Raw genomic sequence first — 20711 nt, forward strand, 5'->3', positions numbered from 1 at the left:
ACCGGTTAGGTGGTTCCATAACGTGATCGATCTTCACGCCCACTTACTTCCTGGTGTAGATGATGGCCCAGACACCTTAGAGCAGTCCCTGGAGCTCTGTCGCCTGGCTGCTTCCTCCGGCACCACGCACGCCATCTGCACTCCTCACATTCATCCCGGCCGCTGGGAAAACACTCGCAAATCTATCCAGGTAAAATTCGCCAAATTGCAACGAGCAGTAGCCCAACAGTGCATCCCGCTGCATCTTGGCTTCGCCGCTGAGGTACGCTTAACCGACGAAATTATTACCCAGATCACAAACAACCAAATCCCTTTCTACGGTGAAGTGGACGGCTATGAAATAATGCTGCTGGAATTCCCCCACAGCCATATCATCCCCGGCAGCGATAAACTGGTGCAGTGGTTGATGAATAGGAAAATACGACCATTAATCGCTCACCCCGAGCGCAACAAGCAGGTAATGAAAGATCCGGCGCTGTTGCAACCCTTTATTGATGCGGATTGCTGGCTGCAGGTAACTGCCGGTTCGATTATTGGCGCATTTGGCGACGGCGCTCAGACTATCGCACGACAGTTACTTGATGATGATGCGATAACTGTTATCGCGAGCGATGGCCACAATGAAAAGGCTCGCCCTCCGGTACTTAAGGAGGCTTTTACTCATACCAGTGAAGTTTATGGCGTGGAGCGCGCACACCGCCTGATGCAGAGCACTCCCGCCAGTATCATTTCCAGCCAGTTTCATGGGCAGTCGCTTGCGCCCTTGACGCCGTTCGACTCAGTAGTATCTGAGTAGTTTGAGATGTTCCTATTGATGAAGGCCTACTTGTCGGATCAAGGATTGAGTCCTACTTTGCTAAGAGCGCTCTTGGGCAGTGCCGGTATCCGCACAGCTGGCATGGGTTTGAGTTTTCTGGTGGGGGTGCAATTGGCTCGTGCGCTCGGGGTAGAAGGTTATGGCATCTATGGGCTTGCCATGTCGATTATTTCTATAGCCATGACTTTTGCAGCATTTGGTCTGCCGCAACTTGTCACGCGCGAGTCTGCCAGGGCTTATACAAATAACGATTGGGCAGGGCTTTATGCGCTGCTGCGATGGTGTAGCCGCACGGTTTGCCTGCTCGCATTACCGGCCGCAACTGTTGGAATCATAGCTGCCTATTGGCAGAAGGATTCCTCAGGAATTACTCTGCTATATGCCGTTGTGGCCGGTCTGCTTATCGTGATACTTACGCCCCTGGCCAATATTTATGGCTCAGCATTACGAGGGCTTCAGCACATTGTAAAAGGGCAACTCCCAGAGGCAATTTTCCGGCCGTTGTTCTACTCGCTCTTTCTGTACGTGGGTGTAGTTAGCTATCCTTCAGCTGTTGGGCCTCAGGGAGCAATGGCGCTGCAGGTTCTGGCAGTAGCGCTTTCCGCTCTCGTTGCTTATTTTTTACTACAGCGAGTATTACCCAAGGTGTCGCCGCTAGATGTCACTCACGCGCAATCGGCGCAGTGGTTCCAAGGTGCATGGCCAATGGCGTTGACTGAGGCCATGCGTGTTGTGCAGGGCAACCTGCCAATTTTGGTCTTGGGGGTGTTGGCTAGCACATACCTGGTAGGTATTTATCGGGTGGGCAGTTCAGTGTACCTATTGCTGACATTTCCGCTTACGCTAATCAATATAGTGTTTTCCCCCATTTTTGCACAGCTTCACAGCGCGCAAGAGCAGCACAAGTTGCAGCAACTGTTAGGTTTGGCCAGTCTGGCTATGGTTTTGGGTGTGTTTTTATTGACGCTCCCCTTTATCTTTTTTGGTGAGGATATTCTGGGGTTTCTGTTTGGTGATGAGTTTCGTGAGGCCAACTCTATACTTCTCGTTCTTGGGGGGGGAGCAATTGTAGGGTCTTTTTTTGGTCCGGGTGCTACCTTGTTGAATATGACTGGCCATGAACGGCTTGTGACGCGCAGTCTAGGTTTTTCATTACTTGTGTTTTTTGTTATCGCTCCTCCACTAGTTGCGATGACTGATGCAGAAGGGGCGGCAATTGCCAGTTCTATAGTCTTCATTGCGTGGAATGCGGTAATGTTTTTTCGGGCAAGAAGGGTTTTATCTCTAGACTCGTCGGTCATCGGTGGTTTGAAGTTCGGGTGGCGATCATGACACGTTCTCGTGAATGGATGATGAAAAAGCATTGGATCCTCTTCACGCGTAAGCTTGGTTCAGGATTAACACGGTCTAAAAAGAAATGGAATTCCGCTTCTATACGTTTAGGTACCACTTTAAATGCAAGTATAAAAATTCAAGGTAAGTATAATTTTGGAAAAGGCGTGGAGCTTCGAGCGACTGATGGCGGAATTATTCAGCTTGGGAAGAGGGTGTCCATCGGAAGGAATGCGGTACTAATTGCCCAAGGGGGGGAGATTGTGATCGGTGATGATTGTTATATCGGTGATGGTTCCTTCATAGTGGGCGACGGTGCTGTGATTGGCGCCCATGCGCTTGTTAGGTCAAACATTCCGGACGGAATGTTGGCGGTGGGGCTGCCTGCCAAGGCAGTTCGATGTTTGAGAAATACCGCATAAATTGTCTAGTAGATAGGATGTGTTGATATCGTTTTTTCTGCCTGTGAGATTTGATATTTTTCCCAGATGAAACATGAGCCAAAAAGAATTGCCATTCTTCTTCCTGACCTCGCTGGCGGTGGCGCTGAGCGTGTGAGTATCGATCTCGCCCACGAGTTTTTTTGCGCCGGCCATGAGGTGGTATTTGTGCTGATGCGAGCCGAGGGTGAGCTTCTGACCGAGGCGGGATCTTTATTTCCGGTGATCGATCTAGGCGCGCAACGTGCTCGGCAGTTGGCGCTGCCCCTTGCCCGTTACTTACGTCATGCACAGCCTGATGCGCTACTAGTGGGGATATGGCCGTTGACAACAATTGCAGCCCTCGTGGCGCGCATATCTGGTTTCCGTGGCAATGTCACTGTGAGCGAGCATGGGATATTGTCTGCACAATATATGACTTGGGGTAAGGCTCATCGTATGGCCTTGCGTGCCAGCATGGCTATGGGTTATCGCCTTGCAGATGCACGCATCGGCGTATCCGTAGGTGTCGTTAGAGACATCGCGCTTCTGGCCAAGATGCCCGAGAGTGACTTTCAGGTGGTCAACAATCCGGTTGCCCCCAGACCGAAACCCGATCTGCAGGTATTAGCTGAGATCGACGCGCGATGGGGTGTCCCACCTGGCGCGAGAATTCTCACGGTAGGAAGCTTTAAACCGGTCAAAAATCATCCTCTTTTATTGCGCGCCTTTGCTAAGCTTATCCAGAATAGAACCGAAGCGCGGCTCATCTTTCTGGGTGCAGGAGACGGTGAGACCAAGCTGCGGACTATGGCGCATGAGTTGGGAATTAGCGAGCAAGTGATTTTTGCAGGGTTCCACAATGATCCAACTTCATTTTATTGTACGGCTGACCTTTTTGTGCTGTCGTCCGATTATGAAGGCTTTGGTAATGTGATCGTCGAGGCGCTAGCCTGCGGTACGCCAGTTGTGTCCACCGATTGCCCCTCCGGTCCAGCTGAAATTTTGCAAGACGGACGCTATGGAGCGTTGGTTCCTGTTGGTGATGCAACAGCGTTAGCAGATGCCATGGAGACATCACTTGGTCGAGTTCATGATGCTAATCGACTGATTCAAAGGGCGCAAGCATTCGAGCCTCACATAGCGGCTGAGAAATACCTTGATCTCATGTTCCCCACAAAAAAGCGAGAGGCATCGGGTCCACAATAACTGCCGTACAGCAATCCTTTTTAGATAAACTGGAAGGGCACGAATTTAAAGATAGATTATTTGGTAATTGAGATTGAGTCGATTTACTGCGTTTCTGCTTGGACTGAGTGTTGGCACCTTAGCAACATACACTGTTATTGCACTGTTAGTTTTCCGAATTCCAGACTGGCTTGTTTTAGCTAATCAGCCAGAAAAGGCAGAGGTCGGGGTGGTATTGGGAGGAGGAGGGGGTAGCCGTTTACGCGCTGGCCTGTCCTTGTATGACGCCGGCTTTGTTAGTCAATTGCTGCTCGTAGATGGTAAAAAAAGTGCGTGGGAGCATATACAGAAAAATTTATGTCTGGACTGTGCTATTGACGGTAAGGATGTGAGGGTTTTGGAAGGTTCCACAAACACGTTAAGTGATGCCGAGCTTGTGGAGCAATTTTGCTTAGAGAATAGGGTGAGTAGCTTGTTGATCATCACTGATCCGTACCATACAAGACGAGCCTCATTGATCTTTCATTCACGAATTAGCCTGTCGCAAGTCAATATTTTGGTGGTGAGCTCAGGCGACTATGCGAATTACATGTCTCCTGAAGAGCTATGGTGGACAGATGAATCCACTCTGCAAGTGGTACTGGCCGAAACGAGTAAGATCGCCTTTATGTTCTTGAAGAGGTGGGTGTAGGTATGCAATACAGTAAAAATGCGCGTGCTTTTTTTCCTTTCAAGAAATAGAGAAGCGCGTTGCCCTTTTTCTGAGAACTCCAGCACAAATGTGCATGGGTAATGGCATGCAAAAAAAACTCAGCAAATTTTCGAACGAAGGTTGATCGCACTTGAAGATCCTCTATTTGACGCGCACTGGTTTGTTGGAACCCCTGGGACAAAGCCAGGTGTTTGCTTATCTGCGAGGCCTATCTGCTGATTACACTATCACTCTGATTACCTATGAGAAGGCCGCAGATATGGCAGACGCTGGAGCTATGGCTAGAGCTATGGAGCAGTGTGAATCGTTTGGTATTCGATGGCTCCCCAGACGTTTTAGGTCTCATCCCAGATTTTTAGCGTCGGCTCTGAGTATGCTCGATATGGCACTGCTCGCTTGGAGAGAGGTGCGGCAGGGTGAAGCAAGGCTCATTCATGCTCGATCTTATATTCCGGCAGCAGTCGCACTCCTGGTTCATCGATTGACTGGGGTACCCTTTGTGTTTGATATGCGTGCGCTCTGGCCGGAGGAACTTATCACCGCCCGACGATTGCGGCGTGATAGTTTGGCCCATAAAGCGATTACATGGGCGGAGCGTGCCTGCCTTCGCGAAGCTGCAGGTGTGGTTTCGCTCACTCAAGCTGCTGTTGAATACCTACAGCAGACCTATCCAGATGAACTCGCCGGTCAGAAGATGATTGTGATACCTACTTGTGCAGACCTCCAGAGGTTTAAGCCATCAGAGCGGCATGAATCGCAAGCCCGTGTGCACGGCTGTATTGGCACTGTGCTTAGTGGCTGGTTTCGGATGGATTGGCTCGCTTCCTGGGTGCGGGTGGCACTCCGTGGGAATACTTCCTCCAGGTTTGATATCGTGACCCTTGATGACCAAAAAGAGATTCGCAGACAGATCGACCCTGAGGGTGAATATGGTGATAGATTGAGCATCAGGGCCTGTCCATCAGAGCAAATGCCAGGGGTTTTGCATGGACATTCTTTATCGGTAATGTTCTTTGCTGATGGCTTGAGTAAGTTGGGGAGCTCTCCCACGCGCATGGCCGAAGTGCTAGGTTCGGGGCTGCCGGTAGTAGTGAGCGCGGGTATTGGGGATGTGGCACAGATTGTAGCCGAATATAGAGTGGGGGTGGTTGTCTCAGATAACTCTGAAGAGGAGATGCATCGAGCCTATGGTGAGTTGGAAGATCTTCTTCTGGAAGCTGATTTAACTGAGCGTTGCCGCAGGGTAGCAGAGTTAGTGTTTTCTTTGGAGCTTGGGGTTAAAAGCTATCGGACGCTTTACCAATCTGTGTTGGGTGATCCTCTAAACTGAGGTCTATATCCGTAGAACCGAGAATCAATTCAAAGGTTTTGACAAAAAATCAATGAAAGTCACAGACGCACCGACGATATTATTCTTGACTAAATATTCACGCAAAGGTGCCAGCAGTCGTTATCGCACATTGCAATATGTCCCATATTTTGAAGATGCTGGATTCCATTGCAATGTGTCTACGTTGTTTGAAGATGACTATCTCGAACATCGCTATCAATACGGTAAAGCCAGTGTTGGTATTGTGTTGAGGTCTTACTTGCGCAGGTTGAGGACTTTGCTGCGCGCGAGAGACTATGACATGTTAGTGATCGAGAAAGAACTTTTTCCTTACCTTCCAGCTCTAGCAACCCGAATATTGAGATGGTTCGGTGTTCGCTATACATTGGACTACGATGACGCGATATTTCATCAATATGATAACCACCGCTCGTTCATTATCAGATATCTTCTAAGCAAGAAAATTTCTAATGTGATGCGGGGGTCTGAGGTTGTGATTGTCGGTAACAATTATCTCGCTGACTATGCAAGTGCAGCAGGAGCGAAAAGAGTCGAAGTTGTGCCCACGGTTTTAGCTTTAAAATCATATCCCCTGCCATGCCAAAGGTCTCGTGCGGATGCTGTATTTAAAATTGGGTGGATTGGCTCTCCTTCTACAGCTAAATATCTCGAAGCGATCGCTCCCGCTCTAGCTGAAGTTTGCTCTGGTGGTCAGGCGCGTGTGGTTCTCATTGGGTCTGGGCCTTGCAGTTTATGCGGAGTGCCAGTCGATATTATTGAGTGGAGTGAGGAGACTGAGGTTGCTGAATTAAATCAGATTGATGTTGGAATAATGCCGCTGCCTGATGAATTATGGGCGCGTGGTAAGTGTGGATTTAAGTTGATCCAATACATGGCCTGCGGCTTGCCCGTGGTGGCGTCTCCGGTCGGAATCAACAGAGAAATTGTAGAACATGAGCACAATGGCTACCTAACAACTGACCATGCATCCTGGGTAGATGCCCTGACTGAGTTGCGTGACAACAAAGCTATTGGAGAAAAAATGGGTCGACGTGGTCGAGCGATAGTGGAGAGTAATTATAATTTGGAGATCAGCGCTACTAAGTTGTTAGGGGTGTTGAATGCCACTGTATCTCTTATCAGGGACTAAAATATGTGCGGCTTAGCGGGGTTTTATAGCGGAGATCCGTCGGAAAATTCGGAGCGTGTCATCGAGGTGATGACTAGCTCTTTATTTCGACGCGGGCCTGACGTGTCAGGAGTCTGGCTCGATGCTCCTGAAGCTTTAGTGGCACTGGGCCACCGACGGCTTGCTATTTTAGATCTAACGAAAGCCGGCCATCAACCTATGCACTCTGCCAGTGGACGCTACGTGTTGGCATTTAACGGAGAGATCTATAATCATTTAGACTTGAGAGCAAAGTTAAACGGAGGCAATCTGTATGCAGTCGCCTGGTGTGGGCGTTCTGACACTGAAACCCTTCTTGCGTGTATAGAAGCTTGGGGGTTTCAACAAGCGCTTGAAGCCATTACTGGGATGTTTGCTATTGCTGTTTGGGACAGGGAACAACAATCTCTGTTGCTCGCCCGCGATCGATTGGGTGAAAAACCGCTTTACTATGGTTGGCAGGGCAATACCTTCCTGTTCGGCTCGGAACTAAAGGCCCTGAAGGCGCATCCGGCGTTTGACGCCGAAGTCGACCGTGGCGCTTTATCTCTGTTTTTGCGTCATAACTTTATCCCGGCGCCTTACTCGATATCAGAATATATACAAACTTCCAGCGGGGACCTGGCTTGAGATTAACGCTGGGGATACCGAGGCTGTCCCTCAGCCTTACTGGCAGTTTTCGGCCGCGGCAGAGGCCGGCGCAGCCGCCCCTTTTCAAGGCAATGACACAGAAGCCCTGGAAGAGCTTGAAAAAGTTATGTTAGGGGCAGTACATGGCCAGATGCTGGCGGATGTGCCACTTGGAGCGTTGTTGTCCGGTGGGGTCGATTCTTCGGCTGTTTGTGCGTTAATGCAAGCTCACAACAACCTTCCAATAAACACGTTTACCATCGGCTTTGATGAGGAGCAGTACAATGAGGCAGAGCATGCCCGGGCGGTGGCAAAGCACCTTGGTACGAATCACAATGAGCTGTACCTGAGCGCAAATGACGCCCTGAACCTGGTGCCTGAGCTGCCGTGCATATGGGATGAGCCGTTCGCTGATTCCTCTCAACTCCCTACCCATCTGGTTATGCAGCTTGCGCGCAAAGACGTGACGGTTGCGCTATCAGGCGACGGGGGTGACGAACTGTTTGCAGGGTATAACCGCCATTTTCATGTGCCCCGGCTCAGCAGCAAGTTGAGTTTCATGCCTGCGTCTATGCGCAAGTTTACCGGCGCCCTGTTAACTGCTGTTCCGGCGCCCGTCGTTAATAAATCGTTGGGCCCGTGGGCCAAGAAGCGAGGCGTAGCCACGCCAGGGGATAAGGCCCACAAGCTCGGTCAGAGATTTGGCAATGCAAATTCCGCTAGTGTGGATGATCTCTACGTCTCTCTGATGACCGAGTGGCCCAGCGCTCATGCCGTGGTCGTGGACGGTTATATGCCTACTAACCTGCTCGATACTCGAGGAAGCTGGCCACAGCTGGAGGACTCCGTGGAGCGGATGATGGCTCTAGATGCCATGATGTACTTGCCGGACGACATTCTGGTGAAGGTTGATAGGGCTGCTATGGCAGTTTCACTCGAAACCCGTGCACCTTTTTTAGATCATAATCTTGTGGAGTTTGCCTGGCAGTTGCCTATGCACATGAAGCAGCGCCATGGGCAGGGGAAGTGGCTGTTGCGCCGGCTTCTCGATCGGCATGTGCCCGGTAAGTTAATTGAGCGCCCGAAAATGGGTTTTGGTATTCCGTTGGATCAATGGCTGCGCGGCCCGCTGCGCGACTGGACAGAGAATCTTTTGGATGAAGAGCGCTTAGCAAACGAAGGTTTTTTTCATCCTGCCCCCATTCGCGCTGCATGGCAGGAACACTGTCACGCAGGCGTCAATAACGGTTATCGATTGTGGTCTATTCTTATGTTTCAGTCTTGGCTGGAGGTGCAGTAGGTAGTTCGATATGTGGCCTTATTGGTTTATGTTTTTTCTTGCGGCTCTCGGGGTGATCGCTTCACTGCGTGACCTTAATGGTGAGCTAAAAAACAGTGAGCATCGTCTGGCCTGGGTCGCAGTTTTAATAATTTTCACGCTGATGATTGGCTTTCGGCATGATGTCGGTGGAGACTGGGCCAATTACGCCAGGCATTTTAACCATATCAGTTACATGACTTTTGATGAGACTCTGCAGTACACAGATCCGGGTTATTATTTGTTGAATTGGGTAGTGGCTAGGGCAGGCGGGACAATCTACTCGGTAAATCTCGTTTGCGCTGTACTGGTCGTATGGGGGGTTGGTCATTTTTGTAGGCAGCAGCCGATGCCTTGGCTTTCCTTGCTGGTATCGGTTCCGTACCTGCTCGTCGTTGTGGCTATGGGTTACAGTCGACAAAGTGTGGCGTTAGGGATGGCCCTTATAGCTCTCACTTACTTGGGCAAGCACCAGACATTGAAATTTGTAGTTTACGTTCTGCTGGGCGCCTTATTCCATAAATCCGCTGTGCTATTACTGCCTATTGCAGCGTTGTCCGCGACTACTAGTAGAATATACACGTTCATCTGGGTGTGTGTTGTGGCCGCGAGCGGAGCATATTTCTTGGTTTTGGATTCCGCGGAAATTCTTTGGAAAAACTATGTGGAGGCTAATTATCGTTCCCAGGGTGGTTTAATTAGAGTGCTGATGAACGCAGTTCCTTCAATAATACTGATTGCGCTCAGGAAGTGGCTTTTCTATAGCGATACTGAGAGAAAGCTGTGGGTGTGGTTGGCCATATTTTCTCTAGCTACGGTGCCGCTGGTGACAATTTCATCAACAGCAGTAGACAGAATCGCCCTGTATTTTATTCCGTTACAGTTATTCACTTTTTCTCGCCTGCCCTTTTTAGCGAACCGAATTGAGTGGCGACAATTGCTGACAATTGGTGTGGTGGCTTACTATGCACTAGTGCAGTTTGTCTGGTTAAATTATGCTTCACACGCTTTTGCCTGGCTACCGTATCAAAGTTATTTTTACCTGTGAAAGGGCAAGTTTATGCCTCTGGCTATCGCATGAAGATTGTCACTCTCTCGTCCAATACTTCATGGTATTTGTACAACTTTCGAGCGTCTACTATTCGTTGCTTTATCAAGAATGGCTATCGAGTGATCTGTCTTTCTCCGGAGGACGACTATAGCCAAAAGTTAAAAGATGACCTCGGATGCGAATGGTTGCCTTTAGTTATGAGCAATCAGGGAAGAAATCCCTTTAAAGACGCAGGTTTGGTTGTCCAGTTCTGGCGTTACTACCGTCAATTGCGGCCGGTTGCGGCCTTGCACTTTACGATCAAAAACAATGTATACGGTACCTGGGCTGCCCGAACTCTGGGCGTGCTCGCTATCAATAACGTGTCAGGCTTGGGTACAGCATTTATACGCAGAGGGCTAATTTCGGCAGCGGTGCGCTTGCTATACAAGGTCAGTCAGCCACTTGCATACCGAGTGTTCTGCCAGAATGCAGAGGATATGAAGAAGCTCGCGGATTTGAAACTAGTTCCTCTGTCACGACTGGAATTGTTGCCGGGCTCAGGTGTAGATTTACAGCGGTTTCATCCTGGCTTAAAAAAAGATCACACTGGCCCGTTTCGTTTTCTCTTTGCTGGACGAATGCTGGCCGACAAAGGGCTAAATGAGCTCATTGCAGCTGTAAGGGCGATCAATGCCGAGTGTGTAAGGTGTACACTTTGGTTGTCTGGATTTGCGGACGTGGAAAACGTTTCTGCTGTCACAAGTGCCCAGTTGTCTGAATGGAGTCGAGAGCCAGGAGTTGAATGGCTTGGCCCTAGTGATTCAATGGAAGATGTCTATGCACAGGTAGATTGCGTAGTGTTGCCGTCTTATCGTGAGGGAATGCCGCGTAGTTTACTAGAAGCAGGTGCTATGGGGTTGCCGGTAGTGACTACAAGTGTACCTGGTTGTAAGGACGTGGTTGAAGATCGAGTTAATGGGCTGGTGTGCGAGGTCAAGTCTAGTGAGTCCTTGCGACTTGCCATGGCATCTATGCTGGAAATGACGCAAGAAAAACGCGCGAAAATGGGTGAGCAGGGGCGTAGGCTCGTTTCTTCGAAGTTTGACGAAAAAATAGTCGTCGACGCGACTCTGCGGGCTGTCGAGTCAGCAGTAACTGCCCGTAAATACAATAAGCCAGCTGCTTAATTAGGTTTGGGTTATCATTTTTTGGCTTTAGACTGCGTATTTTCTTCGATAGTCTGTAAACTCACGAGTTGAGTTTTGATGACAATTGTACTACTCCTCCGACACAAGTATCCCCTTGGTCTTTGACACTTCAGATGCAGTTGTGGGTCCTCTGCGGTCAGTTAGAGAACGTTCTATAGGCCGATTCAATGCACATTGGTTTCTGAGTTGCTATTGGAGTCGCCTAAGATAAGCTGGCAGTTTCGCGGGACTGTGAAGAAACGAGCTCATAAGATGCAACACTCTAGCGTGAGCGTCCAACAAGTTGGCGACGGCAGGTGAGTTGTAGCGCTTTTGTAATATCTGTAATTGAACTGCGGTTTTACGAGGATTTATGCTGGCACCGTTCGCAGGATACAGCATTAAAGCTTCTATGATATTCGAAAAAACTGCGTGAGCGTCACTACACTGTCGCGGCAGCGAGTTCCAATCAATAAATTCTTTTCCAGTTTCGGAAAGCCTAATGTAATCGCAGGCCTCTCGAATAGGAATTGTACGGCGAACCAAGTGTCCATCGTGTACCACCTTGCCTAGTATCAGGTGTGTGATCTGGTGATCAAAACTAGGTGTGAGAAATCTTGCACCGTGACTTTGCTGGACTTGTGCTCTTTTAAATAAGGGCCCTAAGGGGTTTTTCTGCTGAAAACGTTTGGGTAGAAAGTGCCGATGCAATTCTACAGAGGTTTCGTAACCCTCTTTGATGAGTGGAGGAAGATGATGGTGAGCGGCGCTGCTTTTTATCGCTGTTGACGTGTTTAGTAGAGATGTTGATTTGGAATAAGATTCAGCAGTTGTATTGCAGAAGTTGTAACCCTCGGCAAGGAAAATGTCAGCAGCTATTGCTAGTTGTTCCGGTTCTACCAGCAAATCGATGTCTAATTGTTTGCGAAAGCCCAGGTCTTTTGTGCTGGGGTCTAGCAGTTGTAAAGTGCCTTTCAAAAATAGCGGAGTAATTCCGGCCCGGTTCAGTTGAGTTGTGATTTTTAGAGACTGCGCCTTAATCTGCATGTTGCGCACGGTGTTGTCTATTAGGGCTTGCTTGAGCTTGCTGCGCTGATGTTCACTTAAAGTGTCGGTGCTCACCTGCTGATCATTGCACCTTACTGCAAGGGCAGGTAGCACGTCGTTCACTGCTGCTATATCAAACAGTGCTGGCAGTTGCCGATTCATCTCTGCCTGTATTAAGCGTTGATCATTTTGCCCGCCTAGTACTTCGCAGAGTATCCTGAAAATAGACCAGTTAGAATTGTTGCTCATGGGGCGAGTGTTTTTTCGAAATATACCAAGGAATTGTTCTGGCAATACCACCGCTGATATCGAACTCCGGCCTATAACCCAAATTTTTTTCAGCTTTGCTGATATCAGCTTGTGAGTGCAGCACATCGCCATCGCGAAAAGTGCCATATATTGCCTGCTTCTCATAGCAGACGTTATTGTCGGCAAGCGTACGTTGCAGCGCCGAAAAAAGCGTGTTTAGGGAAGTTCTTCCTCCGAACGCCACATTGTAAATAGAGTCTCTGGCATCTTCGCTTGATGTTGCTGCGAGTAGATTTGCCTGAACGACGTTGTCGATAAAACAGAAATCCCTGCTAGTTTCTCCATCTCCATTAATGATTACATCGTAGTTGCTGATCATCGCAGCGATCCATTTAGGAATTACCGCAGCATAGGCGCCGTTGGGGTCCTGACGTTCGCCAAATACATTAAAGTAACGCAGCCCTATGGTGTTGAAATTGTAAGAGCGTGCAAATACCTCGGCGTACAGTTCATTTACGTACTTGGTCACAGCGTAGGGCGATAAGGGCTTACCGATATTTTCCTCTACCTTGGGTAGCGCGGGGTGATCTCCATAGCTTGAGCTGCTGGCTGCATAGGTGAAGCTTTTTACCAAGGCATCTCTACTCGCTATTAGCATGTTCAGGAAGCCGTCTACGTTTACACGGTTGGTGGTGATGGGGTCTTTCAGGGAGCGAGGCACTGAACCCAGCGCTGCCTGATGAAGAACATGATCGACTCCAATGCAGACTCGTTGGCAGTCGTCTGGATTAGTAATGTCACCTTGTACAAAGTTGAACCGTTGCCATTGCTTCTCATTGACCAATGATTGAACTTCGTCCAGATTGGCCTGGTGGCCAGTTGCAAAATTATCAAGGCCTATGACTGTCTGGTTAAGTCGAAGCAGAGTTTCTACCAGGTTAGATCCTATAAAGCCTGCAGCTCCGGTAACCAGCCAAGTGGCCGGTGTGGCAGTGATTTGATCTTTTACTTTTTGATAAGGCGTCATCGCTTACAGTCTTATGTCGCTCGCATCAGTCGGCAACACATTCTTCAGGTCGTACAAAACGTGCCTTGACTTACCCATGGCGCGAATCTGCTGTGCCGTCATGTCTCTGAATTGTTGGTGGGCTACCGCAATGATAATGCCGTCATAAACGCCCGCTTCAGGTTCGACGATCATGTCAATATTGTATTCATCGTAGGCGATTGCTGCGTCCGCCCACGGGTCGTAAGTGTCCAAGTCTACGTTATAATCTTGCAGTTCGCGTATTACGTCTACAACTTTGCTGTTACGCAGGTCTGGGCAGTTTTCCTTAAATACTAAGCCCATTACCAGCACTCGCGCACCCTTGATGTGTATGTCCTTTTCCAGCAGCGCTTTAACAAATTGGGCCGCCACGTAACTTCCCATCTGGTCATTAATGCGCCGCCCCGCCAGAATCATCTCAGGGTGATAACCGATCTCTTGGGCCTTATGCGTTAGGTAGTAGGGGTCAACGCCAATGCAGTGGCCGCCTACGAGTCCGGGTTTGAATGGCAGAAAATTCCACTTGGAACTCGCGGCCTGAAGTACGTGATCAGTCTCAATGTCCAAGCGATTAAAGATCATAGCCAGCTCATTCATTAGCGCGATATTGACGTCCCGCTGCGTGTTCTCGATAACTTTGGCGGCCTCTGCCACATTAATACTCTGAGCTTTGTGAGTACCGGCGGTGATTATGGAGTTATATAGTTCGTCTACATAGTCAGCTGTTTTCTGGTTGGAGCCTGCAGTTACTTTGATAATGGAGGTGAGGCTGTGCTCCTTATCGCCCGGGTTGATGCGCTCCGGACTATAACCCACGTGAAAGTCCCTATTGAATGCCAGGCCAGAGTGCTGGCTTAATAAGGGAACGCAGTATTCCTCGGTAGCGCCGGGGTAGACGGTAGATTCGTAAATCACAACGTCGCCCTGTTTAAGCAGTTTACCTACTGTGGTGCTGGCCAAACCCAGTGGTCTGAGGTCCGGTCGATTGTGTTGGTCGATAGGTGTGGGCACGGTAACAATGAAGACGTTGGCGTCTCCGATATCCGCCGGCTCGTGAGTAAAAGTAAGCTGTGTGGCGTGTTTCAATTCAGCCGCGTCAAACTCCAGCGTGCAGTCGTCGCCTGCACTTAGTTCATCAATGCGTACCTTGCTGATATCGAAACCGATGGTTCGGTATTGCTTACCAAACTCTACGGCCAGGGGCAGGCCAACGTAGCCCAGGCCTATGACGGCTATAGTGGGTTGTTTCACCAATCGATTCATCTCGCTGAAGTAATAGTGCTAGATAGCGACTACGCTACTAGACGACTAAAGAGATGGTACTGTGAAGAGGCGTGAAAGTGAACGTTTTTGGCGATCATTCTCTGCTCTGTATGGAGAGCAGGTCTAGAACAAAAGCGCAATGCAATCCGAAAACCAGGAAGTAACCAGCGAGGCTGACGTAAGCCGGAACAGCTTCTAACGCCAGACCCACAGCGATGCCGCCAGTCGCGTAGACTACTAAAATCGTTAGCGTTTGCCGAGGAGTGAACCCCATATCCATTAGCGTGTGATGTAAATGCGACCGATCGGCGTCCATCACTTTTCGGCCACCTCGATAGCGCCTCAGCATGGTTGCAAGCATATCCATCAATGGCACGGTTACCATCCACAACGCGGTAACTGGCTCAATAACGGCCCAATCTCCCTGAGAAAAGTGCACCAGCGACGCTGTTACAAGAAAGCCCAGAGTTATGCTGCCGCCGTCTCCCAGGAACACCTTAGGCAACAGGTTATTGTTGGGGCCGAGGTTGAAGATTAGAAAGACGCCTAAAGGTATCAGCATTAGCATCAAAAACTCAGCCTCAGGATGTCTGTTGTCAACGGCGAGGCAATACAGAGCAAGGAGGGGTAAGGCAATAGTCGATGCTGCCAATCCATCAATGCCATCGGTCATGTTGTATGCGTTAGAGAGTCCTGCCACAGATAACGCCGTCAGCGGAATGGTAAGTAATAGCAGGTATATGTCGCCGAAGGCCAATAGGTTCCCGACGTTATCAATGGCAATGCCGCCATAAGTCGCTAGCAGTGCTCCCGCAACATATTGGATAAGTAAGCGCAGGCCGGCATGAATCTGTTGAAAATCGTCAAATACACCCACTAAAAATACAGCGATCGCTATAACCATCATCTCCGTTGTGTAGGGTTCAATGTCGAGGAAAAGTGTCCCTAGCAGGATGGTCAAAAAAATGAAAACACCGCCGGTCAGGGCGACAGTGCCCGAGTGCTGCTTTCTGGCATCTGGGTGATCGACCAGGCCCAGTCGTGCCCCCAAACTAATACTAATCCTGGCGACGACGACAGATATGAGGGCAATAATGGCGAAGTGCATCGTGTGTTTCTTTCGTTCTCACCCCAAAGGCTGTGAAACAAGCAAAGCTTATCGATAGCTCAAGCAGCATACTAACCGTTTCTGGGGCATCTGACAGCGTGTGGATAAAGGTTTGAGCGCAAGCCCAATGAGACATAATCACTACTAAATTTTGATTCGGTGCCTGGATTGCATATCAGTCAGTCAGTTAGCCACTCGTCACCACAGCGGGTTACAATCAATTCCTTGTTGATTTATCTGAGTTTGTTATGCCCCACTCTATTCTGGTCACCGGCGGTGCCGGTTATATCGGCACACACGCCTGTACGTGCCTGGCCGAGGCGGGTTATTCGGTGGTGGTCCTGGATAACCTCTGCAATGCCAGCGCCGAAGCAGTTGCTCGTGTAGAAGAGCTCACCGGGATGTCGGTGCCCTTGGTGCAATGTGATATTCGCGACTCTGTTGGACTAGATCAATTATTTGCAAGCCACGACATCGCAGCGGTCATGCATTTTGCTGGCTTAAAGGCGGTAGGTGAGTCGGTCGAGAAGCCACTGGAGTATTACGACAACAACGTCAATGGCACTTTGGTGCTGTTGGCGGCTATGGAACGCGCCGGGGTCGATAAGTTTATATTTTCCTCTTCCGCGACGGTTTACGGTGATCCGGCATCTGTGCCGATTAAGGAAAGTTTTCCCACTTCAGCGACCAATCCTTATGGCCGCTCCAAGCTAATGGTAGAGGAAATTCTGGCGGACTGGGGCCAGGCGCGTCCCAACTGGAGTATTGGTCGCTTGCGCTACTTCAATCCGGTTGGTGCTCATGCCAGCGGTCGTATAGGAGAGGACCCTCAGGGCTGGCCCAACAATCTGATGCCCTTTGTGGCCCAGGTGGCGGTAGGCCGACGAGACAAGTTATCAGTTTTTGGTAGCGACTACCCGACTCCCGACGGTACCGGCGTGCGCGACTACATTCACGTCGTGGATCTGGCCGAGGGTCATGTGGCGGCACTGGAATACGTGCTGGATAACGCCGGCGTACTAACGGTTAACCTCGGCACTGGCGTCGGCGCTTCCGTGCTGGATATGATTAGTGCTTTTGAACAGGCGAGCGGTAAGAACATACCCTACGAGCTGGTTGATCGCAGGGCAGGGGATATCGCCGAGTGTTGGGCAGACCCGGCAATGGCCGAGTCTTTACTGGGTTGGCGGGCCACCCGCAGCCTGGAGCAAATGTGTGCCGATACCTGGCGTTGGCAGGAGGCAAACCCCGAAGGTTACGGCAATTAAATCTGCCCAATGGCGCCCCAAAGGGACAAAACGATTAACCCTATATTCGCCACAAACCCGATCATCATGCCGGTGCCGCGGGTTGCAGGGTCTTTCATGTACGCCTGACGGTATAGCAATCTTCCCACCATAAACACCACACCCAATCCAGCGGCCCACAGCGGGCTGAAAAAATACGCGCAAATCCACATGCTTGGCAGTGTCACCATCAACTGCTCCAGAGTGTTCATCTGCACCCGAAACGCTTTCTCGAAGCGCTCATCACCGCTAGTGGCGGGGGCAACAACGGTGTCTTTGCCGCGTGCGAAGCCGCAGAACATCATGTAGGCCATGTATTGAATGATTAGAAGAATCGTAACAATCGCAACGTATTGCATGGTGTAGTTCCTTTAGCTTGGTATTATTAAGAGTCGCCTGAGTATACAGGAGCCCCACTATTTCTTTTTCGCTTACCAAGTTGTTATCGCTGCTGGTCTATCCACTAAGCCTGTCACTCCTGTTAGCGCTCATGGCGCTGCTACTTTGGCCCCGGCGACGAACATCAGCCTCTTTGCTTGGGATTTCGATGGTATGGCTTTATGCCTGCTCCACTGCGCTTGTAGCCGACTTTTTGATGGCCAGCCTAGAGGATGATTTCAGGCCCAAGGCGATGTCGGTTGTACCTAAAGCCGATGCGATTGTAGTTCTGGGTGGCGCCACTCGCGGCGATACCTATTGGAGTAGCATGGCGGACCTTAATGCGGCGGCAGACAGGCTTACTCACGCCGTGTCCCTGTACAAAGCAAAGAAGGCACCGCTGGTATTACTGTCCGGCGGGTCCACCACTGGCAGCCGCCCAGAGGCGGAGCAATTGCGCGATTACATGGTATTGATGGGATTGCCCGATCGTGCGCTGTTGATGGAACGCCAGAGTCTGGATACCCAGCAAAACGCCCGCTATTCGGCGCTGATTTTGCAGGGCAGGGACGTACGCAGGATTTTGCTGGTAACGTCTGCATATCATATGTCACGGGCTGTTCCGCTATTTGAACGTCAGGGCTTTGAGGTGATTCCCGCCCCCACCGACTACCAGCGACTCGTGGGTAAACCCGCAGTGCCGCGCTGGCTGCCGACAGCGGACGATTTATGGCGTAGCACCGCCGCCATCAAGGAATATGTCGGTTTTCACTACTATCGATCCCAGGGTTGGCTCTAGTTGGGCTTTTTTCTGTGACCTGCTTCAAGGTTTAGGTGACTCAGTCGCTTTTAGCTCCAATGTCTCTTTATAATTGCGGTAAATATAAAACGGTAATGCCAGTAAAACTATGGCTCAAAAGCATCCAATAAGGCTGATCAGCAAGGCGTTTTTGCTCGCCACGGGGCTCTTTTGCCTGCTGTTGGCTGGGTCGCTGACACAGGCAGCTTCGACAACCGACGGACTGCCTTTTATAACCGGGGAAAACCTCCGTGAGGGCATTTCCCTGCGCGGTCAATGGCGCTTCAAGCCCGGTGATAGTATCGCTTGGGCCACACCGGCAGTGGACGACTCCAGCTGGTCCAGTATGGCAGTGCCTGATCGATGGCCTAGTGGTGGTTTTCCTGAATCCGGGCAAATGGCCTGGTACCGCCTTAGCCTGCGGCTGGACCCTGAGCTGGTACGAGAGAGCCAGATCTCGCAGTTGGCCGTTCGAATTGGCAAAGTGCTCAGCGCTTATGAGCTTTATGCGGGCGGCAAGCTGGTGGGCGGCGTTGGTAGTTTGCCGCCGCTGAGTGAAGTGATCTACGACCAGGAGCGCGTTTTTGCTATCCCCACTTCTGCCATCAGTAAAGACAATGTCCTGATACTCGCTCTGCGCGTATGGGGTGGTGATGAGGCACTAGTAAAGGCCTGGAGTGGAGGCCCCATTTCCGGTGTTTACATGCTAGGTCAATATCGTGAACTGGTGCTCGAAGGCATGGTGAGTGAGGTGCCGGGGTTGCTATTTTGTGCACTTATTCTTGGGTTTGGCTGCTACTACCTTTATCTCTATGGGCGAAACCGCAAGCTTAGTACTTACCTCTGGTTTGGCTTAATGGCGTTGAATATTGGGATTTATGGATTGATGCTCACCCAATGGAAGTATTTGTTTGATATTTCATTTATCGCTATGAAGAAAATAGAACTGGGCGCTATCTATATCTTTCCTGCGCTGGCCATACAAATGCTTTGGTCTTTGCTGCGTTTGCCGATTGGTCCGCTGCTCAGGGCTTATCAGGTCAGTTTTGTGCTCGTGTCTATGATAGTGGTCGTTGTACCCGGGGACATTATTCACTATCAGACTCTGAGTTGGTGGCAGCTATGGACTTTGCCGGCTATTGCTACAGCCCTCTGGGTGATGGTTGGCCAGGTGCGGGTCGGCAACCCCGAAGCAAAAACGGTATTACTGGGGGCGATCATCTTTCTTGCCACCGCCATCAATGATTTACTGATTGACTTGGTGTATCTGGATTCCGTGAGGTTGGCCCCACTGGGGTTCGTCGCCATTTTACTGGCCATGGCGGTGTCAATGGCCAATAGATTTACGGCCATGTATTCCAAACTTGAGTCGGAGGTGGCAGAGCGCACGGCGGACCTTAGCGCGGCCAACAGGCGATTGGCTGAGGCAGCCAGAGTAGACCACCTCACTGGTCTGCTAAATCGTCGCGGCTTTACCGAAGAGGCAGAGACCGAAATTCGCCGTATGTTCCGTTCGGGCAAAAGTTTTTCCCTGGTGTTGACGGATGTCGATAACTTCAAAAGCTTCAATGACCGTCATGGCCATGTTTGCGGTGACCACGTGCTCAAACGGATGGCCAGCATCCTCGAGGAGCGTACCCGCGACGTGGACCGGATTGCTCGCTGGGGTGGCGAAGAATTTATCCTGCTGTTGCCGGAAACTGAAACTGAGGGCGCTGCCAACCTGGCCGAGAAGTTGCGTGAATCGATTGCTGAAAACGTGTTCGAATTCGACAACCAGCGTTTGAAAATTACCATGACATTCGGTATCGCCAGCTTCCGCAGAGGCGAGTCCCTCGATACCTGTATCGCTCGTGCCGATACCGCGCTTTACCATGGTAAAGAAGGCGGCCGAAACAAGGTCATGATTGGTAACTATAAAGGACTCAGCGTGGTTAGCTAGGCTGCCTTTTTGGCACCGATTGGCTTTAGCGGCTGCGAGTCTTTTAGTCTCTGAATGCTAGCTGTAATACCGGTCTTTGTATTCGCTGTAGTTCAGCCCTGTCCAGCGCCTGAATGCTCTGTAGAAACTGTTTACCTCTAAATACCCAAGCTGGTCGGCCAGGCATTTGCCGGGCAGCCAAAGGTTGCGCAGCTGTTGCTCGCAGCGATACTGTCGTGCCCGGTCCAGCAGGAACTGGTAGTGGGTATGATCGGCGCGTAATCGTCGCCGCAACGTTGTGGGACTAATACCCATGCTCTCGGCAATAGAGTCAGCCCTCACCCGTGACAGGTCGTCGTTGAGCAAAATTTGAAGAACGCGATCGGTAGTGCGATAGCGATGATGGGTGCCCGGCTGTTCCGAGCGCATGCAGCAGTGAGGCTCCCCACTGCCGAGGGGAATTACGTGTTCCATAGCC

20 protein-coding genes are annotated in these 20711 nt (G+C 50.4%); 14 read left to right on the forward strand and 6 right to left on the reverse strand.

What is annotated here, in order from left to right:
• Positions 1–22 precede the first annotated feature (22 nt).
• The 11 genes from EYC87_RS17370 to EYC87_RS17420 all read left to right on the forward strand — a co-directional run bounded on the left by EYC87_RS17370 (position 23) and on the right by EYC87_RS17420 (position 11134).
• A complete protein-coding gene (locus tag EYC87_RS17370; protein WP_279253987.1) occupies positions 23–796 on the forward strand; it encodes a tyrosine-protein phosphatase in 774 nt (257 codons plus the stop codon).
• Between the two features lie 57 nt (positions 797–853).
• Positions 854–2149, forward strand: a complete 1296-nt coding sequence (locus tag EYC87_RS17375; RefSeq protein WP_279253988.1) for an oligosaccharide flippase family protein — start codon at positions 854–856, stop codon at positions 2147–2149.
• Positions 2146–2571 (forward strand): LbetaH domain-containing protein, encoded by a 426-nt coding sequence (locus EYC87_RS17380; RefSeq protein ID WP_279253989.1) that lies wholly within the window; start codon positions 2146–2148, stop codon positions 2569–2571. Before EYC87_RS17375 ends, EYC87_RS17380 begins: the two co-directional genes overlap by 4 nt.
• A 66-nt stretch (positions 2572–2637) precedes the next feature.
• Entirely contained in the window at positions 2638–3777 is a 1140-nt protein-coding gene (locus tag EYC87_RS17385) for a glycosyltransferase (protein WP_279253990.1), read from the forward strand.
• Between the two features lie 73 nt (positions 3778–3850).
• Complete coding sequence (locus EYC87_RS17390) at positions 3851–4447, forward strand: ElyC/SanA/YdcF family protein (protein WP_007228291.1); 597 nt, start codon at positions 3851–3853, stop codon at positions 4445–4447.
• 151 nt (positions 4448–4598) lie between these two features.
• Complete coding sequence (locus EYC87_RS17395) at positions 4599–5798, forward strand: glycosyltransferase (RefSeq protein WP_279253991.1); 1200 nt, start codon at positions 4599–4601, stop codon at positions 5796–5798.
• A gap of 52 nt (positions 5799–5850) precedes the next feature.
• A complete protein-coding gene (locus tag EYC87_RS17400) occupies positions 5851–6948 on the forward strand; it encodes a glycosyltransferase family 4 protein (protein WP_279253992.1) in 1098 nt (365 codons plus the stop codon).
• 3 nt (positions 6949–6951) lie between these two features.
• On the forward strand, positions 6952–7596 hold the full coding sequence (locus EYC87_RS17405) for an asparagine synthetase B family protein (RefSeq protein WP_279253993.1): 645 nt from the start codon (positions 6952–6954) through the stop codon (positions 7594–7596).
• A 127-nt stretch (positions 7597–7723) separates the two neighbouring features.
• Positions 7724–8896, forward strand: a complete 1173-nt coding sequence (locus tag EYC87_RS17410; protein WP_279253994.1) for an asparagine synthetase B family protein — start codon at positions 7724–7726, stop codon at positions 8894–8896.
• Positions 8897–8906: 10 nt separating this feature from the next.
• Complete coding sequence (locus EYC87_RS17415; protein ID WP_279253995.1) at positions 8907–9962, forward strand: EpsG family protein; 1056 nt, start codon at positions 8907–8909, stop codon at positions 9960–9962.
• A gap of 29 nt (positions 9963–9991) precedes the next feature.
• A complete protein-coding gene (locus EYC87_RS17420; protein ID WP_279253996.1) occupies positions 9992–11134 on the forward strand; it encodes a glycosyltransferase family 4 protein in 1143 nt (380 codons plus the stop codon).
• Between the two features lie 210 nt (positions 11135–11344).
• Here the strand turns inward: EYC87_RS17420 and EYC87_RS17425 are convergent, their stop codons facing one another.
• The 4 genes from EYC87_RS17425 to EYC87_RS17440 all read right to left on the reverse strand — a co-directional run bounded on the left by EYC87_RS17425 (position 11345) and on the right by EYC87_RS17440 (position 15849).
• On the reverse strand, positions 11345–12430 hold the full coding sequence (locus EYC87_RS17425; RefSeq protein WP_279253997.1) for a nucleotidyltransferase family protein: 1086 nt from the start codon (positions 12428–12430) through the stop codon (positions 11345–11347).
• Positions 12414–13457, reverse strand: a complete 1044-nt coding sequence (locus EYC87_RS17430) for an NAD-dependent epimerase/dehydratase family protein (protein ID WP_279253998.1) — start codon at positions 13455–13457, stop codon at positions 12414–12416. The genes EYC87_RS17425 and EYC87_RS17430 overlap by 17 nt, the downstream gene beginning before the upstream one ends.
• A gap of 3 nt (positions 13458–13460) precedes the next feature.
• Positions 13461–14741 (reverse strand): Vi polysaccharide biosynthesis UDP-N-acetylglucosamine C-6 dehydrogenase TviB, encoded by a 1281-nt coding sequence (gene tviB, locus EYC87_RS17435; RefSeq protein ID WP_279253999.1) that lies wholly within the window; start codon positions 14739–14741, stop codon positions 13461–13463.
• A 94-nt stretch (positions 14742–14835) separates the two neighbouring features.
• Positions 14836–15849 (reverse strand): MraY family glycosyltransferase, encoded by a 1014-nt coding sequence (locus tag EYC87_RS17440; RefSeq protein WP_279254000.1) that lies wholly within the window; start codon positions 15847–15849, stop codon positions 14836–14838.
• Positions 15850–16097: 248 nt separating this feature from the next.
• On the opposite strand from EYC87_RS17440, the gene galE reads away from it, so the two are divergent.
• Complete coding sequence (galE, locus tag EYC87_RS17445; protein ID WP_279254001.1) at positions 16098–17117, forward strand: UDP-glucose 4-epimerase GalE; 1020 nt, start codon at positions 16098–16100, stop codon at positions 17115–17117.
• Here galE and EYC87_RS17450 read toward each other — a convergent pair.
• On the reverse strand, positions 17114–17494 hold the full coding sequence (locus EYC87_RS17450) for an MAPEG family protein (RefSeq protein WP_279254002.1): 381 nt from the start codon (positions 17492–17494) through the stop codon (positions 17114–17116). The genes galE and EYC87_RS17450 overlap by 4 nt on opposite strands.
• A gap of 236 nt (positions 17495–17730) precedes the next feature.
• On the opposite strand from EYC87_RS17450, the gene EYC87_RS17455 reads away from it, so the two are divergent.
• Both EYC87_RS17455 and EYC87_RS17460 read left to right on the forward strand, forming a co-directional pair.
• Positions 17731–18312: a YdcF family protein gene (locus tag EYC87_RS17455; RefSeq protein WP_279254003.1), complete on the forward strand. Its 582-nt coding sequence runs from the start codon at positions 17731–17733 to the stop codon at positions 18310–18312.
• Between the two features lie 109 nt (positions 18313–18421).
• Positions 18422–20254: a sensor domain-containing diguanylate cyclase gene (locus tag EYC87_RS17460; RefSeq protein ID WP_279254004.1), complete on the forward strand. Its 1833-nt coding sequence runs from the start codon at positions 18422–18424 to the stop codon at positions 20252–20254.
• A 57-nt stretch (positions 20255–20311) separates the two neighbouring features.
• On the opposite strand, the gene EYC87_RS17465 is transcribed toward EYC87_RS17460, so the two are convergent.
• Positions 20312–20707, reverse strand: coding sequence for a helix-turn-helix domain-containing protein (locus EYC87_RS17465; protein ID WP_279254005.1), 396 nt, complete (start codon positions 20705–20707; stop codon positions 20312–20314).
• Between the last annotated feature and the right edge of the window lie 4 nt (positions 20708–20711).

Origin of the sequence: Candidatus Seongchinamella marina (assembly GCF_026262685.1) — a bacterium.
GTDB lineage: Bacteria > Pseudomonadota > Gammaproteobacteria > Pseudomonadales > Halieaceae > Halioglobus > Halioglobus marinus.

What these genes read in the sequence shown, in the direction of transcription:
- EYC87_RS17380 (WP_279253989.1), top strand. Translation starts at nt 2,146, where the DNA reads ATGACACGTTCTCGTGAATGGATGATGAAAAAGCATTGGATCCTCTTC.
- galE (WP_279254001.1), top strand. Translation starts at nt 16,098, where the DNA reads ATGCCCCACTCTATTCTGGTCACCGGCGGTGCCGGTTATATCGGCACA.
- EYC87_RS17430 (WP_279253998.1), bottom strand. Translation starts at nt 13,457, where the DNA reads ATGACGCCTTATCAAAAAGTAAAAGATCAAATCACTGCCACACCGGCC.
- EYC87_RS17410 (WP_279253994.1), top strand. Translation starts at nt 7,724, where the DNA reads ATGTTAGGGGCAGTACATGGCCAGATGCTGGCGGATGTGCCACTTGGA.
- EYC87_RS17420 (WP_279253996.1), top strand. Translation starts at nt 9,992, where the DNA reads ATGAAGATTGTCACTCTCTCGTCCAATACTTCATGGTATTTGTACAAC.
- EYC87_RS17450 (WP_279254002.1), bottom strand. Translation starts at nt 17,494, where the DNA reads ATGCAATACGTTGCGATTGTTACGATTCTTCTAATCATTCAATACATG.
- EYC87_RS17455 (WP_279254003.1), top strand. Translation starts at nt 17,731, where the DNA reads ATGGCCAGCCTAGAGGATGATTTCAGGCCCAAGGCGATGTCGGTTGTA.
- EYC87_RS17400 (WP_279253992.1), top strand. Translation starts at nt 5,851, where the DNA reads ATGAAAGTCACAGACGCACCGACGATATTATTCTTGACTAAATATTCA.
- EYC87_RS17405 (WP_279253993.1), top strand. Translation starts at nt 6,952, where the DNA reads ATGTGCGGCTTAGCGGGGTTTTATAGCGGAGATCCGTCGGAAAATTCG.
- EYC87_RS17425 (WP_279253997.1), bottom strand. Translation starts at nt 12,430, where the DNA reads ATGAGCAACAATTCTAACTGGTCTATTTTCAGGATACTCTGCGAAGTA.
- EYC87_RS17460 (WP_279254004.1), top strand. Translation starts at nt 18,422, where the DNA reads ATGGCTCAAAAGCATCCAATAAGGCTGATCAGCAAGGCGTTTTTGCTC.
- EYC87_RS17440 (WP_279254000.1), bottom strand. Translation starts at nt 15,849, where the DNA reads ATGCACTTCGCCATTATTGCCCTCATATCTGTCGTCGTCGCCAGGATT.
- EYC87_RS17465 (WP_279254005.1), bottom strand. Translation starts at nt 20,707, where the DNA reads ATGGAACACGTAATTCCCCTCGGCAGTGGGGAGCCTCACTGCTGCATG.
- EYC87_RS17415 (WP_279253995.1), top strand. Translation starts at nt 8,907, where the DNA reads ATGTGGCCTTATTGGTTTATGTTTTTTCTTGCGGCTCTCGGGGTGATC.
- tviB (WP_279253999.1), bottom strand. Translation starts at nt 14,741, where the DNA reads ATGAATCGATTGGTGAAACAACCCACTATAGCCGTCATAGGCCTGGGC.
- EYC87_RS17385 (WP_279253990.1), top strand. Translation starts at nt 2,638, where the DNA reads ATGAAACATGAGCCAAAAAGAATTGCCATTCTTCTTCCTGACCTCGCT.